Source organism: Chryseobacterium endalhagicum (assembly GCF_016745235.1).
Lineage (GTDB): Bacteria > Bacteroidota > Bacteroidia > Flavobacteriales > Weeksellaceae > Chryseobacterium > Chryseobacterium endalhagicum.
The window spans coordinates 530,590-549,273 of record NZ_JAELVM010000003.1 but is presented as its reverse complement, the minus strand read 5'-3'; the positions used below and the strand labels follow the sequence as shown (position 1 = coordinate 549,273).

General features: G+C 38.9%; 11 protein-coding genes. All 11 read left to right on the top strand.

The window, feature by feature from the left end:
* The first annotated feature begins 96 nt into the window (after positions 1 to 96).
* The gene (locus JET18_RS18165; protein ID WP_202093421.1) at positions 97 to 2,364 is read left to right on the top strand and encodes a glycoside hydrolase family 20 protein; all 2,268 of its coding nucleotides are present in this window, start codon (positions 97 to 99) and stop codon (positions 2,362 to 2,364) included.
* Between the two features lie 143 nt (positions 2,365 to 2,507).
* The gene (locus JET18_RS18160; RefSeq protein WP_202093420.1) at positions 2,508 to 3,500 is read left to right on the top strand and encodes an isoaspartyl peptidase/L-asparaginase family protein; all 993 of its coding nucleotides are present in this window, start codon (positions 2,508 to 2,510) and stop codon (positions 3,498 to 3,500) included.
* A 100-nt stretch (positions 3,501 to 3,600) separates the two neighbouring features.
* Positions 3,601 to 4,134 (top strand): hypothetical protein, encoded by a 534-nt coding sequence (locus tag JET18_RS18155; protein WP_202093419.1) that lies wholly within the window; start codon positions 3,601 to 3,603, stop codon positions 4,132 to 4,134.
* Positions 4,135 to 4,161: 27 nt separating this feature from the next.
* Entirely contained in the window at positions 4,162 to 4,824 is a 663-nt protein-coding gene (locus JET18_RS18150) for a copper homeostasis protein CutC (RefSeq protein ID WP_202093418.1), read from the top strand.
* Between the two features lie 545 nt (positions 4,825 to 5,369).
* Complete coding sequence (locus tag JET18_RS18145) at positions 5,370 to 5,756, top strand: GxxExxY protein (RefSeq protein ID WP_202093417.1); 387 nt, start codon at positions 5,370 to 5,372, stop codon at positions 5,754 to 5,756.
* The gene (locus JET18_RS18140; protein WP_202093415.1) at positions 5,749 to 8,247 is read left to right on the top strand and encodes a beta-mannosidase; all 2,499 of its coding nucleotides are present in this window, start codon (positions 5,749 to 5,751) and stop codon (positions 8,245 to 8,247) included. Before JET18_RS18145 ends, JET18_RS18140 begins: the two co-directional genes overlap by 8 nt.
* A gap of 297 nt (positions 8,248 to 8,544) precedes the next feature.
* The gene (locus tag JET18_RS18135; RefSeq protein ID WP_202093413.1) at positions 8,545 to 9,453 is read left to right on the top strand and encodes an AEC family transporter; all 909 of its coding nucleotides are present in this window, start codon (positions 8,545 to 8,547) and stop codon (positions 9,451 to 9,453) included.
* An 845-nt stretch (positions 9,454 to 10,298) separates the two neighbouring features.
* Positions 10,299 to 12,746, top strand: coding sequence for a replication restart helicase PriA (priA, locus tag JET18_RS18130; protein ID WP_202093411.1), 2,448 nt, complete (start codon positions 10,299 to 10,301; stop codon positions 12,744 to 12,746).
* A gap of 160 nt (positions 12,747 to 12,906) precedes the next feature.
* Entirely contained in the window at positions 12,907 to 14,376 is a 1,470-nt protein-coding gene (gene dacB / locus JET18_RS18125) for a D-alanyl-D-alanine carboxypeptidase/D-alanyl-D-alanine endopeptidase (protein WP_202093409.1), read from the top strand.
* Positions 14,377 to 14,458: 82 nt separating this feature from the next.
* Positions 14,459 to 16,384 carry a M1 family aminopeptidase gene (locus JET18_RS18120; protein ID WP_202093407.1) on the top strand — a complete coding sequence of 642 codons (1,926 nt, stop codon included), beginning with the start codon at positions 14,459 to 14,461 and terminating at the stop codon, positions 16,382 to 16,384.
* Positions 16,385 to 16,638: 254 nt separating this feature from the next.
* Entirely contained in the window at positions 16,639 to 18,570 is a 1,932-nt protein-coding gene (locus JET18_RS18115) for a M1 family aminopeptidase (protein ID WP_202093405.1), read from the top strand.
* Positions 18,571 to 18,684: the final 114 nt, after the last annotated feature.

The following is an 18,684-nucleotide window of genomic DNA, read 5'->3' as shown; positions in this document are numbered from 1 at the left end:
TTTTGCAAATTTAGATGTTTTATTATTTAATAGGTTAAAAATGACCCGGGAGTTTTAGAAAATATTTATCTTAGCTTAAACCTTAATCCTTAATCAATGCGACGTTTTCTTTTTATGTTTTCTGCTCTTTTTTCCACGATGTTTTCTGCTCAGAAGAAGCCGAATTTAATTCCTTACCCTCAAAGTGTAAGCATACAGCAGGGAAAATTTATCATTCCTGAAACTTTGATACTGAATGACAAACTTCCCAAAGAAGAGACTGAATACTTAAAAAAACGTCTCGGTTCATCCGTTCAGTTTAAATTCAGCAGCAATGCGGCTGAGGCTCAGTTAATGTATATGCAGATTCCCCAGCCAAAAACTCCGGTAAATGCTGATGGAGATAAGGAAACTTATTCTATTGACATTTCTCCGAAAAGAATATTGATCAGTTCCAGTACAAAACAAGGCTATTTTCTTGCCCTTCAGACACTGATACAGCTGTTTGAAGAACACAAGAATGACAAGGAAATTCCGGCCATGGAAATAAAGGACCATCCAAAATTCGCCTGGCGTGGGATGCACCTGGACGTATGCCGCCATTTCTTCACGGTGGATGAGGTGAAACAGTACATCGATTATCTTGCCATGTACAAGCTGAATACTTTTCACTGGCATCTGACGGATGATCAGGGATGGAGAATTGAAATAAAAAAATATCCGAAACTCACGCAGATTGGTTCAAAACGTAAAGAATCAATGATCGGAGCTTACGTAGACAATACTTTTGATGGAAAACCTTATGGTCCATATTTTTATACTCAGGAGCAGATCAAAGATGTCGTGAAATATGCCCAGCAAAGACATATAACAGTTGTGCCGGAAATTGAAATGCCAGGGCATGCCTTATCCGCTTTGTCGGCTTATCCGGAGCTGGCTTGTACCAAAGGACCGTTTGAATCTGCGACGAAATGGGGTGTCTTTGATGATGTTTTCTGTCCAAAAGATGAAACATTTACATTCCTTGAAAATGTTTTGGATGAGGTTATTGCATTATTTCCATCGCAGTACATCCATATCGGCGGCGATGAATGCCCGAAAACAAGATGGAAAGAATGTGCCCACTGCCAGGAACTGATTAAAAAAAATAATTTGAAAGACGAACATGGTCTGCAAAGCTATTTCATCCAGAGAATTGAAAAATATGTGAACAGTAAAGGCAGAAAGATCATTGGCTGGGATGAAATCCTGGAAGGCGGACTGGCTCCAAACGCAGCAGTGATGAGCTGGACAGGCGTAAATGGAGGAATTGAAGCGGCAAAATCCGGACACTTTGCCGTGATGACGCCGGGTGCATATTGTTATTTTGACCATTATCAGGGTGATCCACAATCTGAACCAAATGCTTTTGGTGGTTTTACACCGTTGGATAAAATTTATTCCTATAATCCCATTCCTTCCGAACTGAATGCTGAACAGGCTAAATATATTATGGGCGTTCAGGCTAATTTATGGACAGAATATATCACAGATTTTAAACAGGTTCAGTATATGATATTTCCAAGACTGATGGCACTTTCCGAAGTAGGATGGGGAACATCTGATCCCAAAAACTACAAAGAATTTGAAAACAGGGTCATCAGCCAGTTCAAAGTGCTGGACAAAATGAATGTCAATTACGCCAAAAGCATTTACAATATCTCCGGAAAAGTAATTCCGGCAGACAACGGTGTGGTATATGAACTGAACGTATCACAGGATCCAAAAGGAATAAGATACACAACAGACGGTACCGAACCTTCCATGAATTCACAGGTTTATAAAGGAGGGATTCCCGTATCAAAATCTCTGATCATTAAATCTGCCTATTTTGAAGACGGAAAACTGAAAAGTGCCGTTTCTACACAGGAATTTAAAGTTTCAAAAACAACCGGAAAAAAAATCACACTGGAACAGCAGCCGAGCGAAAATTATTCTTTTGGAGGAGCCTTTACTCTGGTAGACGGAATTATCGGAAACACCAGACAATTGGGCAAGACATGGCTGGGATTTCAGGGAAAAGATGTAGTTGCAACCATTGATTTCGGAAAGAAAACAAGCTTTTCAGAGGTTTACTTTAATACTTTAGAAAACAAAGGAAGCTGGATTCATCTGGCTAAATCTGCACAGGTCTTTATTTCTGATGACGGTACGAATTTTAAAATGATCAAAGAAATTGGTAAAGATGAAATCCAAAATGCAAAAGGGAAAATAAAACTGAACGTAGGAAACCAGAATTCAAAATACATCAGGCTTAAAGTAGAAAATGCCGGAATTATTCCTGCAGGAAACCCCGGAGCAGATTCAAAAGCATGGCTTTTTGTTGATGAAATTGGGGCGGATTAATAAAACACATGGTCAGTAAATAAATTAAATCAATTGATCATTTTGACTGTAAAAAATAAAAAAAGACCACGGCTTCGATGTCGTGGTCTTTTTCCTTTTATGCTAGCCGGAAAATTATTAATTTGTAAGCCTAATAATCTCATATGCAAAGTAGACGAAATTTCATTAAAAAAACTGCCGCCGCATCTCTGGCATTGGCTGTAAATCCTCTGGATCTTATGGCTTCGGAACTTCCTGATCGTAATACAACCGTTGGCAAACCTATCGTTCTTTCCACCTGGAATTTCGGACTGAAAGCCAACGAAGAAGCCTGGACTATTTTAGGCAAAGGCGGAAGAGCTCTGGATGCAGTGGAAAAAGGAGTTCGTCTGGTAGAGCTGGACCCTGCTGAAAGAAGTGTTGGTTACGGTGGCCGTCCGGACAGGGATGGAAGAGTCACCCTTGATGCCTGTATTATGGATGAAAACTATAATATTGGATCGGTAGCCTGCCTGGAATATGTTAAAAACCCTATTTCAGTGGCCAGAGCAGTGATGGAAAAAACACCTCACGTCATGCTGGTTGGAGACGGAGCACTACAGTTTGCACTATCACAGGGATTTAAAAAAGAAAACCTTCTCACTCCCGATTCGGAAAAAGAGTGGAAAGAATGGCTGAAAACCAGTGAATACAAGCCGGTTGCCAATATTGAGAACCATGACACCATTGGAATGATCGCACTGGATGCGAAAGGAAATCTATCCGGAGCCTGTACTACCAGCGGTATGGCCTTTAAAATGCATGGCAGGGTAGGAGATTCTCCTATTATCGGCGCAGGATTATTTGTAGATAATGAAGTGGGCGCGGCTACCGCTACCGGTCATGGTGAAGAAGTGATCCGCACCGTTGGAACCCACCTGGTCGTTGAATTGATGAGACAGGGCCGGAATCCTCAGCAGGCCTGCAAAGAAGCGGTTGAAAGAATTGTAAAAATTGCCCAGAGAAGAAATAAAAACCTGAAAGATATACAGGTCGGTTTTATTGCATTAAATAAAAAAGGAGAATACGGTTCATACTGTATTCAGGATGGATTTAACTATGCCGTGTATGATCAGAAAGGAAACCGTCTGGAAAAGCCGGAATTTGCATTGAAATAATCATATACTTTTTAAAATTCAATGGGGACGGGCTTTAGCCCGTTCTCAAATACATACATTCAAATGTCTTTAGCCAAAATATAAAAACATCAGTCAGAATATGAAAAAAGCAGTCATCGCGTTATTGCTTATAATAACAGCCTGCAAAGAAGAACAGAAACAGGTTTCAGCCCAACAGGAACCTTCCCACAAAGTCATTGCAGAAGACAAACCGGATAAGTCCGAAGAAGCAAAAAAATGGCTGATGAAAAGTATGGAAAACTATTTTAAAGCTGATCTGGGAGCATCAGACAAAATGATGCAGAAGATAACGACCCCGGATTACTATGATTATAAAACCGATGCTATGAATGTCGATATGGATGTTGATGGAAGCCTTTCTGAAAAAGAATTTCAAAGCAAATGGAAAGGCAGGTTTGATACCGCTAAAGCAGGAATCGGTTCCGGATTTTTAATAACCGGACAGGATTGGGATGAGATAAAAGTATCAAAATGTGAGCTGATCTCGGAAAACAAAGAGGACAAGATGTTTGATGTAGTCCTTTCCGATAAGAACCTAAAGGCAGAATATCCTGTTAAAATAAAGGTAGAATCGGGAGAAAACAGTTTTCTCATTGCAGATGTTCTTCAGTAAGATTAAAAAATAAATAAGGAAAATAAAATGTCAAAAATAGAAATAGCATGCTTCAATCCCGAATCAGCAGTGATTGCATTTGAAAACGGAGCAGACAGAATAGAATTATGTGACGGATTGAGTGAAGGCGGAACAACCCCTGATTTTAACACCGCGAAAGAACTCAGAGATAAAATAAATATACCAATCTTTGTCATGATCCGCCCGAGAGGAGGAGATTTTACCTATTCAGAATCTGAATTTGAACAGATGAAAAAGGAACTGACAGCACTGAGATCCCTTAACATAGACGGTTTTGTTTTTGGAATCTTAAATGAAAAAGATGAGGTTAATGTAGAACAGAACCGAATTTTGGTTGAAATGGCAGCTCCACTTCCATGTACCTTTCACCGAGCATTTGACAGAGCAGCTGACCTTGAAAATTCCCTGGAAAAAGTAATTGAGTGCGGTTTTAAAACCATTCTCACTTCAGGCCAGAAACCTAATGTTTCAGAAGGTAAGGAAAACCTGAAAAAACTGGTAGAACTTTCAGCTGGAAGAATCGAAATACTGATTGGTGGCGGCCTTAGATCTACCAATATTGAAGAGATCAGAGCATTTACCCATGCAGGCTATTTTCATTCCTCGGCAATCACGGATGGCGGAGCTTTTGCAAACCCGGATGAAGTGATCGCTTTGAAAAATGAGTAGTTTTTCTTTCATACCGCGTTGAATTTAAAGGAAAGCAAAGAGAGTGGTTTAATACGCTCGCTTAATCGAATCAATGATAATTGATTTCGTCTTTGCATGCTCAAGGTATGCGGTATTAGAATGAAGCTTTGTGTTAAATTTTATATTTTTTTTGACGCAAAGTTTTTACTTTAGACAATGCTGAATTTAAAGGACAGCAAAGAGTTCGACTGCGTCGTGATTAAGCTGATGGATAATACGTTCGCTTAATCGAATCAATGATAATTGATTTCGTCTTTGCCACCTCAGGATATACAGTATGAAAATGAAACTTTGCGTTAAATTTTATATTTTTTTTGACGCAAAGTTTTACTTTAGACAATGCTGAATTTAAAGGAAAGCAAAGAGTTCGACTGCGTCGTGATGAAGCGAATGGATAATACGTTCGCTTAATCGAATCAATGATAATTGATTCCGTCTTTGCCACCTCAAAATATCAAGTATTACAATGAAACTTTGCGTCAAAAAAACATTTTATTAAAATTCAAAATATAAAACACAAATGAATGACAGAAAACGAATTATCCTACAAAATAATAGGAGCTGCGATTGAAGTTCATAGAAATCTTGGAGTTGGATTATTAGAAAATGCCTATGAAACCGCTCTGGCGTATGAATTGAAAAAACTGGGGATGGAGGTAAAACAACAAATTTCCTTACCCTTAGAGTATAAAGAAATTATAGTAGAAAATGCTTATAAGATTGATTTAATTGTAGAAAATAAGGTGATCATTGAAGTAAAAGCCGTCTTTGATCTGAATCCTGTTTTTCACTCTCAGGTTTTAACCTACCTAAAACTGACTGATCTTAAGCTTGGACTACTGATAAATTTTAACAGCGAACTCATCAAATATGGGATTCACAGAATTGTAAACAAACTCATTAATGAATAGATTTATCCTTTTTATTGTACTTTTTATTCTGAATACAATGACTGCACAGATCACAGAACGGAATTTATCTTCAGAAAAATGGCAGTTCAGAAATGCAAAGGAACAAAGCTGGCTGCCTGCAAAAATTCCAGGGACGGTACATCTTGATCTCATGGATAATAAGATCATTCCTGATCCCTTCAAAGATGAAAATGAAAAAAAAGTACTGGGGATAGAAAATGAAGACTGGGACTATCAGACCCGCTTTAAAACTTCATCGGAAGAACTCAAAAACCAGCATATAGATCTTGTTTTTAATGGTCTTGACACTTTTTCAGAAATTTATCTGAACGGAAAACTGCTGAAGAAAACAGACAATATGTTCAGGAAGTGGGAAATTCCTGTAAAAGACTATCTGAAAGCAGGAGATAATGATTTGTTGATTAAATTCAGATCGGCAGTAACAGAAGGAAAAGAATTAGCTAAAAAAGTTCCGTTTACCATGCCGGAATCCCCCAGAAGCTTTGTCCGAAAAGCACAGTATCAGTTTGGCTGGGATTGGGGCCCGCGACTGGTCACTGCCGGAATATGGAAAGATGCAAAACTGGAATTCTGGAATAAAGCAAAAGTCAAAAACATCCAGATTCAACAGCATACATTGACAGAAGCTTTAGCCGAAATTTATTTTAATATCCAGATATGGGCAGATGCAGAAGGAGAATATACCGTTGGAATTAATTTAAATAAAGGAAAACGCAGCTTTCATCTTAAAAAAGGACTCAATAAAATATCCGTTCCCTATAAAATAAAAAATCCGAAACTGTGGCAGCCCAATGGATGGGGAAATCCGGAATTGATTACGACGAGGATCAGTCTTTTTACAGACAAAGGAAGTAAGATTGTTCATGATTCCAAGGTTTCATACGGATTACGAATGGTAGAACTGGTTCAGGAAAAAGATGCAGCGGGAAAATCGTTTTATTTTAAAGTGAATGGAAAACCACTGTACGCCAGAGGAACCAACTGGATTCCCGGAGACAGTTTTTCACCAAGAATGACCAAAGAAAAGTACCAGAAGCTGATCAAAGATACGAAGGATGCCAATATGAACATGATCCGTATCTGGGGCGGCGGAATTTATGAAGATGATGAATTTTATAAAGCCTGCGACGAAAACGGTATTCTGGTCTGGCAGGATTTCATGTTTGCAGGAAGTTTTTATCCTGCTGATGAAGCTTTTTTAACGAATGTAAAAGAAGAAGTGAAAGATCAGGTGGAAAGACTTCAGAATCACCCGTCTATTGCTTTGTGGTGCGGAAATAATGAAGTGGATGAAGCCATCGTCAACTGGGGTTACCAAAAGCAGTTCAAATATTCAAAAGCAGATTCACTGCAGGTTTGGAAAGATTATAAAAAACTCTTCCATGAATTGATTCCCAATACTTTAAAAGAAAATCTTACCGCGGACAAAAATATATACTGGCCAAGCTCTCCTTCCATTGGATGGGGGCATAAAGAAAGCCTTACGGAAGGAGATTCCCATTACTGGGGCGTCTGGTGGGGCGAGCAGCCGTTTGAGATTTTTAATGAAAAGGTAGGCAGGTTCATGTCCGAATATGGTTTTCAGGGAATGCCAACTCTGGAAGCTGTAAAATCTATGTTTTCAGGAGTTCCCGATCTCAACGTACAGAATCCGGTCATCAAAGCGCATGAAAAGCACAGCAGAGGTTGGGAAATCATCAATGAATACCTCAAAAGAGATTATAAAATTCCGGCAGATTTTGTGAAATACAACTATGTTTCCCAGCTGTTGCAGGCGAGGGGAATGAGAATTGCCGTTGAAGCCCACCGCCGTGCAAAACCTTACAATATGGGAACTTTATATTGGCAGCTGAACGATTGCTGGCCTGTTGTTTCCTGGTCTTCCATTGATTATTTAGGAAACTGGAAAGCTTTACACTACCAGATGAAAAGAAGCTTTGAGCAGCAGATCATTCTGGCAGAAGAGAAGCAGGGACTTTTACATTTTTATGCTGTTAATGATGGATTAAAGGCTTTCAACGGAATTCATTTAGAAATAGAAGCTGTACGTTTTGATGGTAAAACGATAAAAAAGATCAAAGCGGTTTCAAAGGAAAAATCATTGGAAAGTATGCTGAAATTCGATCCTCTTCAAATTAAAGATCTTATTCCGGAATCTGACAAAAATAAAGTCTTTTTACAACTTACGTTAAAAGATAAAGACGGAAATAGTATTGCAGTCAATCAGCATTTCTTTTCCAAACCTAAAGATCTGGAGCTTACAAAACCGGACATTAAAATCAAAAGAATAGGATCTGATGAGATTGAAATTTCTACAAATGTTTTGGCCAAAGACGTTTATCTGGTAGGAGATACCCACTTCAGCGATAACTTCTTTGATCTTCTTCCCCATACTTCAAAAAGAATTAAACTTTCCAAATCTATTGATAAAATTGAAGTGTTGAGCCTGTGGGATGTGATAAACAATTAAAATCTGTAAATGAATAAAAGGATCTGCAGAATCCGAAAAATCTGCGGCAACAAAAAAACAACCTCATAGGTTTTCAAAACCTATGAGGTTTATAATTTAATTACACTCCAATCAAATTTTATCGCAGATAAAATCTCCGCGCCTTAAAAACAGTATCCGTTAAAATATCCTCGCAACTTTGCGAAATCCCAACAAAATACCCAGAACAATCCTTCCGCGTAACATATTAAAAAACTTAATTTTTCTATTCCCAACTAAAAAATCAGCCGTAACTTTGCATCATATTTCTTAAATCCTATGGTAAATTTTGTTCTGATTGCAGTGTGCATTATCGCAGGAATGGTTTTCAAAGCAACAAAATCTATCCATCCCGATGCCCACAAAGGCATTAATACCTGGATCCTTTATCTTGCCCTGCCTGCTGTTTCATTTAAATATCTGCCCAAAGTAAAATGGACAACCGAAATGCTGTTTCCCATTGCAGCCACCTTTCTGATCGCTGTTTTCTGTTTCTTTTTCATGATGTTTTACAGCAAAAGCAAAGGCTATTCAAGGCGTTCCAGAAGCACACTCGAACTGACAAGCGGCTACAGCAATACTTCGTTTATAGGCTTTCCCCTGATCAGTGCATTTTATGGAGAAGGTCTCTTAAGTATTGCCATTATCTGCGATCAGACCATGTTTTTAGCGCTTTCTACCTTAGGAATTATTGCTGCGGTGAAGGGAGGCAGCAGGTCGGGAAAAGTAAGTGCTGTATTTATTCTCAAAAGACTGGTTACATTTCCTCCGCTGATAGGATGTGTAGCAGCATTGGTCTTATCGCAGTTTATAGATTTTTCTGCCGCAGAACCGTTTTTTGATAAGCTCGCAGCCACAGTAAGCCCATTAGCGTTATTTTCTGTGGGACTTCAGCTTAAATTCAACGGTTGGAAAAAACTTATTCCGCAGATGTCTGCTTCCATGTTGTATAAACTGATCCTGGCCCCGGCTATTGTGCTGGGACTGGCTTTACTCTTGAATGTAAAAGGTGACGTAGCAAAAATTACCGTATTCGAGGCTGCGATGCCTACCGTGGTTACTTCCAGTATTATTGCAGAACAGTTCAGATTGAATACCAAACTCACCAACCTGATTATCGGATTCAGTATCATTGTGGGCTTTCTCACTTCAGCGGTTTGGTACCAGATCACCGAATATTTCTTTTAAAAAATAACCTCGCACAGACTTAGCAAAAGTTTACACTATTCTTTTAATCTGTGTAATCGGCGTGATCTGTGGGAAATAAAAATCTGAACCATTAAGCGGCTTTAAGATTTTAAGAATATTAAGTTGAGCTTTGCTTTAGGAAGTATGGCTTAAAAAATCTTTAGATTTACCCTTAATTATTCTTCCTTCCTTAACCAATCTTAATGGTTTAAAAGCGGAGAATGAAAATCTGTATATTCCGCGGGAATAAATTTTAATGATACCATATCCCCGAATATTTCTTTTAAAACAATAACCTCTTGCAGATTTTACAGATTCAGCAGAGGGTTACGCTGTTTTTTTATATCTGTAATTTCAGCAATCTGTGTAATCGGCGTGATCTGTGGGAAATAAAAATCTGAACCATTAAGAGGCTTTAAGATTTTAAGAGTATTAAGGTGAGCTTTGCTTTAAGACGTATGGCTTAAAAAATCTTTAGATTTTACCTTAATTATTCTTCCTTCCTTAACCAATCTTAATGGTTTAAAAGTTGAGAATGAAAATCTGCATATTTCGCGGGAATAAATTTTAATGTAACATGTCACGGAATATTTTTTCAACCAATAAATTAACAGGCACACATAAATGAGCTGTCCAAATTTCCTATAGAAGACCAATATATTCAATAGGAACGGGCTTTAGCCCGTTTTATTTTAAAATCATGCCCATGGCTTTAGCCGAAATTTAAAATTTAAACACTCCCTTTTAAACCTTCATTTGAAATTATAAACAACAAAATACAATCTCAACAAAAAATTGCAGTTCTCTCAGGAAAAATCTAATTTTACACTTTAAAAATTTCCCTTGTGCAGTACGCCCAAATCGTTTTACCCCTTAATTTAAAAGGATCCTTCACCTATAAAGTTCCCGAAGAGCTGATACCTGGTATTCAGCCCGGAATGCGTGTGCTGGTACCGTTTGGAGGGAAAAAGATTTATACCGGAATTGTATTTGAACTTCATGATAACGCTCCTGAAAGCTTTGTGGCAAAGGAAGTCATCAGTATTCTGGATGACAAACCTATTCTGCCGGAAGAACAGATCAGTTTCTGGAACTGGCTTTCAGACTATTACCTGTGCGGGCTGGGAGAGATTTACCGCTTTGCATTTCCTTCCTCTTTAAAACTCGAAAGCGAAACCTATTTAAAATTAAAGCCCAATATAACGGTTGACTTTGAAAATCTGGATGTCAATGAAATGTATCTTATCCAGGCGCTGGAAGTACGTCAGCTGATCAATCTTACCGATATTGAAGCCTTTATTCCCAAAAAAGAAATCATCAAAACAATCAATTCCCTGATTGATCTTCAGTATATTGAAATTGATGAAAAGATTGCTGAGAAATATAAAGCGAAAGAAGTTGCTTACGTAAAAATCAGTGATGGGGTTTTGAACAATCAGAACCTGACGGATATTCTGGTAAAGCTCAGCAGGGCCGCCAAGCAGAAAGATCTTTTTCTGGCGATTCTGGAAAAGCAGACCGAGCATCCTGAAACTCCCATCAAAAAGGCAGACCTGTTTGAAGATGATTATTTCGGGGCCAGCCATCTTAAAGGATTACTGGACAAAGGTCTTGTGGAAGAATACCATATGCAGAAAGACCGGATTGAAAGCTATGAAGGGGAAATTGAAGAATTGGATGAACTGTCCGAACAGCAGAAAGAAGCCAAAATTGAGATTGATGAAGCTTTTGAAGAAGGGAAAAATGTCCTCCTTCACGGGGTGACTTCCTCAGGGAAAACCCACATTTATCTGGAGAAAATTGAAGAATGCATTCAGGAAGGGAAAAATGTACTGTTCCTGCTTCCGGAAATTTCTTTGACCAAACAAATTACCCAGAGATTAGAGAAAAAATATGGGCGGCAGCTTGGTTTTTACCATCAGAAACTGACGGATTTTGAGCGCGTGGAAGTATGGAGGAGAATTACACAGAACGACATTAAAGTTCTTATCGGAACCCGGAATGCCATGTTTCTGCCTTATCAGAACTTAGGACTTATTGTGGTAGACGAGGAACACGATTCTGCATACAGGCCCAGAGAAGCTTCACCCTATTTCAATGCAAAAGATGCTGCGTTGGTGCTGGGTAATTTTTACGGAGCCGGAGTGATTTTAGGCTCCGCAACGCCTTCTGTAGAAAGTTATTACAACGCGAGAAAAGACAAAATAAAATATATTTTCCTTAACGAAAGGTTCGGGAACGTCAATCTGCCTGAATATGAACTGATCAACTTTAAAGAAGCCCAGGAATCCAAAAAGGTGTCAGGGAATTTTTCTTTACACTTAATTGATGAGATCAAAAAAACACTGGACGAAAAAAATCAGGCCATTGTGCTTCATAACCGCCGTGGTTATGCCAATGTGATAGAATGTGAAACCTGCGGATACGTGAACTATTGTTCCAATTGCGATGTGGTGATGACCTATCATAAGGCTGCCAATGAAATGAAGTGCCACTACTGCGGACAGAGAGCTTCAAAGCCCAGATCCTGCCCGAAATGCCAGTCGGAAAACCTGAACGAAAGAGGTGTAGGCGTGGAGCAGATTCATGAAGAAGTGTCCAAACTCTTTCCTGATCATGAAGTAGACCGGATGGATGTAGATTCCATGCGTAAAAAATTTGCGTATGAAAAGCTCTATGAAAAAATAGAAGACCGGGAAACGGATATTATTGTAGGAACGCAGATGATTTCCAAAGGTCTCGATTTTGATCATATTGAACTGGTGACCATTCCAAAAGCAGATTCCCTTCTGTATGTACAGGATTTCAGGGCGGAAGAGAGAGCTTACCAGCTGATCACTCAGGTATCCGGAAGAGCGGGAAGAGTGTCCGGAAAAGGAAAAATTTTAATTCAGACCTATAATCCGGATCATTCCGTATTCCAGCTGATCAAGATGAATAATCCTGCCAAGATCTATAAATACATCCTTACCGAACGGCAGAAATTCCACTATCCGCCATTCACAAAGCTGATTATGATCGAGCTGAAACACAGAAAAGAAGACAAAGTAAACCGTGCTTCTCAGTTTTTAGGATCTATTCTTAGAAAATATCTTCCTGAAGAATGTGTTTTGGGACCGGAAAGAGCCCAGATCGCAAGGCTGAATAATTTATATCAGTTCCAGATTATGCTTAAACTTCCACGTGGTAAAAAGTATGATGAATTCAAAAAAATGGTTTTGCTGAGTTTGAATGAATTCGATGAAATCACTGCTTATCAAAGTATTAAAAAAGATGTTTTTGTAGATTTTTAACAATTTTTAACAAACTTTACGGTCTTTTATAAGATCCCTGTGATCCTTTTTCTCACAATAATTTCTACATTTGGTCGTTGATTAAGTGTTTGACTCTTTAATCGGGTGATTTAACTTATCACTTTTTACTGTGTCAAACTATGGAACCAAAAAAAGATAGATGGTAAATTACAGAAAATATATTTCAGGTGTAGCGGTATTGGCTTCTGGGTTTTTCCTTGCTCAATCTACCGTTTCTACAGTTCTTTACTCACAGGCTTACGAAAATCAAAGAAATTCTCTGAATCTTCCTTCTCCCGTTACTTCCGTAGCGGAGAAAACGATTTTGTCTGCCAAAGAACTTGTAGATATTAATGTAAACACAATGATGGCGGATCCTGTGCTGAAAAATGCATCCTGGGGATTCGTAGTGTACGATCCTAAAACGAAGAAAGTAATCTCTTCGTACAATGAAAATACTCCCTTAGTTCCGGCTTCCACGACCAAACTGTTAACCACGGAAACAGCCCTGAATATTCTGGGCGAAAACTACCGTTGGATGACTCAGCTGGAGTATTCGGGAACTGTGGACGAGAATGGAACTTTAAACGGAAATCTGTATGTAGTAGGAAGCGGCGACCCTTCACTGGGAACCAATAAAGCAGGAGCATGGTCTTACAGAGACATTATTTCAGACTTCATGAGCGGACTTTCCCGCGAAGGTATCAAAAAGGTAAATGGTGATATTATCATTCAGACAGCGCTTTTCAAAGGCAATATTGCAGTGCTTCCGGAAAATGTTGTATGGCTTGAAAACAATAATTACTATCTGCCTGTAGGAACTACCCGCGAGATCAATCCTGCCAACGAAAAGCTGATCGTGAAAAAATCAGGGTTTTCTTCTGACAAAAAATATTTCTACGTTTCTCCTTATGTAAAACAGACGGTGTACGCAGAAAAGTATGACGGAGACGGTATCCTTACCACAAAACTTCCTGATGCTCCGGCTTACCTTGCCAATTCTTTCAGAACGACGCTGGTAAAAAGCGGAATTGGAGTAACCGGTAAAGTAACGCCTAAAATGACAGATGCAGCTCCTGAAAGCAGAAAATTGGTTGCTGCCTATAAATCTCCTACTTTAGGTGATATTGTATACTATACCAACCAGCACAGTGACAATTCACTGGCTGAAGCTCTGCTGAAAACAGTAGGTTTCCAGAAATTAGGGGATCAGACTTCAGAATCGGGAAGAATGGTCGTAACCAATCACCTGAAAGACGAAAGCTTTGATATGATAGGCCTGAATTATATGGATGGAAGCGGACTTTCAAGAGGTAATAACGTAACACCTATTTCCCAGGTGAAGTTTTTAACTTCGCTGATGGATGAAAAATATTATAAAACCTATTTCACTTCACTTCCGGTAGGAGGACAGTCCGGGACTTTGAAGAGAATGTTCATCGGAACCGGAAACGGACAGGTTTTTGCCAAGACAGGAACTTTAAATAAAGTAAAAACCCTGGCAGGATACCTAAAAACGAATTCAGGAAAAACGCTGGTGTTTTCCCTAATGGTCAATAATTATTCAGGATCTGTGGATATGGTCAAGAAAAGGATGGAAAAAATCCTTGAGCCGGCTCTGGATCTTTAACAGACAATATACTTTTAAAAAAACCTTTTAGCAATTTGTTAAAAGGTTTTTTTTATCTTTGATCTTATCTAACATTCTGAGTATGAGAAAATTTTATCTTCTGATGCTGGGCTTTCTGATGTCCCAGCCGTTTTACAGCCAGATCCAGGAACAAAATATTGAAATGAAGGGGCTCATCGCGAAAGAAATGAATGCTTTTACGAAGAAAATGACCGCCTACAACATCAATCCCAATACCCTGAATTATGATCTTCAGTATCAGAGAATGAATGTGACGCTGGATCCTGCGGTATATAATATTTCAGGCTCTGTGACTTCTCATTTTAAACCTAATCAGAATATGAGCAGCATTTATTTTGATCTGTCTGATATTCTCGTGGTTTCACAGGTGCAGTATCATGGAAACAATCTCGCTTTTCAGCAGCTTCCTACCAAGGAATTAAAAATAGATTTCCCGGCTTCTATTTCGGCGAATACCCTTGATTCCCTGACCATTCATTATTCAGGAGCACCTACAACAGGAAATGCTTTCTCAACCACTCTGCAAAGCGGAATTCCTATTTTATGCACTTTGAGTGAGCCTTATGGCGCACAGGAATGGTTTCCGACCAAACAGAGCATGAACGATAAAATTGAAAGATTTGATTTTAAAATTACCACACCTTCAGCCTATAACGTTGCTGCCAACGGAAAACTGATGTCTGAAGCGGCTCTTCCCGGCAGCCAGAAACTAACCTTCTGGAGAACGGCTTATCCTACCGCTGCTTATCTGATTGCCCTTTCCATTACCAATTTTGTGAAGCTGAATGATACCATAGGAAATCCACCTTTCCCGTTCGTCAATTACGTATATCCGTCTACCAATGCAGATCCTGTAAGCATGTCCAATATTGAATGGACCAAGGAAATTATGAATACTTTTGAAAACTATTTCGGACCTTATCCTTTCAGAAATGAAAAATACGGGCATATGCAGTTTAAATTCGGCGGAGGAATGGAGCATCAGACCATGTCTTCCATGGGAAGCTGGAGTAAAGGATTGATTGCCCATGAGCTTGCACACCAGTGGTTTGGCGACAAGGTGACCTGCGGGGCATGGAACGATATCTGGCTGAATGAAGGTTTTGCAACCTTCGGGGCTGTTCTTGCCAATGAAAAATTACTCATGACCCCTGCGGAATTTAAGAATTTCCTGCTGGGAGAAATTAATAATATTACCTCTGCTCCCGATGGTTCCACCTATGTTCCGGATGCTGATCTTTCCTCGGTCAGCAGGATTTTCAGCAACAGGCTGACCTATGCAAAAGGGGCGTATATTTTGAGAATGGTCAAATGGATTTTGGGTGATGCTGCTTTTTATCAGGCCGTAAAAGACTATCATGCAAGACCCAATCTGGCTTATAATTATGCAAAAACTGCAGATTTTAATGCATCCTTATTATTATCTACCGGAAAAGATTTTACAGAATTCTTTAATGACTGGCTGTATGGTCAGGGTTATCCTTCCTATGCAATTAAATGGAGGCAAACCGGAAACCAGATTCTGTTTAAAGCAGGACAGACGCAGAGTAATGCCTCTGTAAGTTTCTTTGAAATGCCGCTCCCGATCAAAGTAAATGGAACCGGCGGCCAAACCGCTTATTTTGTACTGAATCATACAGCAAATAATCAGGGATTCCTTGAAACAGTGTCTTTCCCCGTTGCCAGTGTGGAATTCAACTATGAATACCAGATTCTGGAAAAAAATTCTACGGTAGTTCAGGACAATACACTGAGCGTAGATTCTGTGATAAAAGAAGATTTTGCCTTATATCCGAACCCTGCAAAGAATGAACTTTATCTGAAAGGAATTACCAGGTCTATGGAATATGCTGTACATTCTGCAGACGGTAAATTAGTCATCAAAGGAACCTGTCAGCCTGGAAAAGCAATTGGAATTTCAACATTGGTTCCCGGGACTTATATTTTTACCATTAAAGACGAGCATATTAAGTTTATTAAATATTAAAAAAGCAATATATTTTCTGATTGATCATTAATATTAGGTGCCTGGCGTTATAAAATTGTAAATTAAAACATTGATTTCGCCTTATTGGATATTTAAAAAATTATATATTATTGAGAATTAAACGAAATAAATATTCTAATAAATCAATAATTTAAATAAATTTTTATAGTAAAATTCATTTTGAATAAAATTAACCTTTTAATCCCTGATTGAAAGGTTTTTATTTATATTTGAGCGTAAAATTTTATTTGGGTATGAAAACACTTTATCTTCTGATTCTGAGCTTATTGCTTCCACAGGTTGCATACAGCCAGCATGAACATGATCACAATATTGAAAAGAAAGGCCTGATAGCATCAGAAATGAAATCTTTTGCTAAAAAAATGACCACTTATAATGTGAATCCCAATACCTTAAACTATGATCTTCAGTACCAGAGAATGGATATTTCCCTGGATCCTGCCGTTTATAATATTTCAGGTTCTGTGACTTCTCACTTTAAGCCGAATCAGAACATGAGCAGCATTTATTTTGATCTGTCAAATGTACTGACCGTTTCTCAGGTGAAGTACCATGGGAATAATCTTAGTTTCCAGCAGCTTTCTACAAAAGAACTGAAAATAGATTTTCCGGCAGCAATTCCTGCCAACACATTGGATTCCCTGACTATCAACTATTCAGGAGCGCCATCAAATGCTAACAGTGCTTTTTTTAATGGGAATCAGGGCGGAACAGCTGTCCTTTCCACTTTAAGCGAGCCTTACGGTGCTCAGGACTGGTTCCCGACCAAGCAGAGCTTAAATGATAAAATTGAAAGATTTGATTTTAAAATCACAACTCCCTCTCAATATAATGTAGCAGCAAATGGCAAGCTGATGTCTGAGACCACACTTCCGGGTTCTAAGAAACTGACTTTCTGGAGAACTGCTTATCCAACAGCCGCTTATCTGATTGCCCTTTCTATTACCAATTTCACGAAACTCACCAGTACGATAGGTAATCCGCCGTTTCCGTTTGTGAACTATGTATTTCCGTCTACCAACGCTGATGCTACAGATATGTCAAATATTGAGTGGACCAAACAGGTGATGACTACCTTTGAAAACTATTTAGGACCTTATCCTTTCCGCAACGAAAAATACGGCCATATGGAATTCACCTGGGGTGGTGGTATGGAGCATCAGACCATGTCTTCTATGGGTACATGGAGCAGGGGTATTATCGCCCATGAGCTTGCCCATCAATGGTTTGGAGATAAAATCACCTGCGCTACATGGAATGATATCTGGCTGAATGAAGGTTTTGCAACATTCGGAGAACATCTGGCTAATGAAAAACTTTTGATGAGCAATGCCCAGTTTATGAATTATCTGTTGGGTGAGAAAAATAATATTACAAGTTCTCCGGGAGGAAGTACTTATGTATCGGATGCAGAACTGTCCAGCTCAAACAGGATTTTCAGCGGAAGGCTTTCCTACGCAAAAGGAGGTTATATCGTAAGAATGCTTAAATGGATCTTAGGTGATACCGCTTTCTATCAGGCCGTAAAAGACTACCATGCAAGACCGAATCTAGCTTACGGGTATGCGAGTACAGCAGATTTCAAAGCTTCGTTTCTTCAATCCACAGGAAAAGATTTTACAGAATTTTTCAATGACTGGTTATACGGCCAGGGATATCCTACGTATACGATCAAATGGAGACAGACAGGAAATCAGATCCTTTTTAAGGCAGGCCAGACGCAGAGCCACTCTTCGGTAAGTTTTTTTGAAATGCCTTTACCGATCAAAGTTAATGGAACCGGAGGAGAAGTTGCTTATTTTGTACTGAATCATACCGCTAACAATCAGGGGTTTCTGGAAACGGTTTCTTTCCCTGTTGCGAGCGTTCAGTTCAACTATGAGCACCAGATTTTAGATAAAAACTCTACCGTAGTTAAGGACAATACATTAAGTGTATCTTCCGTAGAAAAAGAAGAGTTTGCACTATACCCGAATCCTGCAAAAAATGAATTATACCTGAAGGGAATCGACAGATCTGTAGAGTATTCCATTCATTCTGCGGACGGGAAATTGATCAGAAAAGATGTCTATCAGCCAGGAAAACCAGTTGGAATCGCTGAACTGGTTCCGGGAACCTATATCTTTACGGTTCAAGAAAAAAATATTAAGTTTTTAAAACATTAAAAATACTTCGAATAGGATAACAAAAACGGGCCGCAGGTCCGTTTTTGTTATTTTCAGGAGTATCATCAATAAGAAAGATGATAAAAAAGAGGATAGAAAGAATGCAGAGAACGT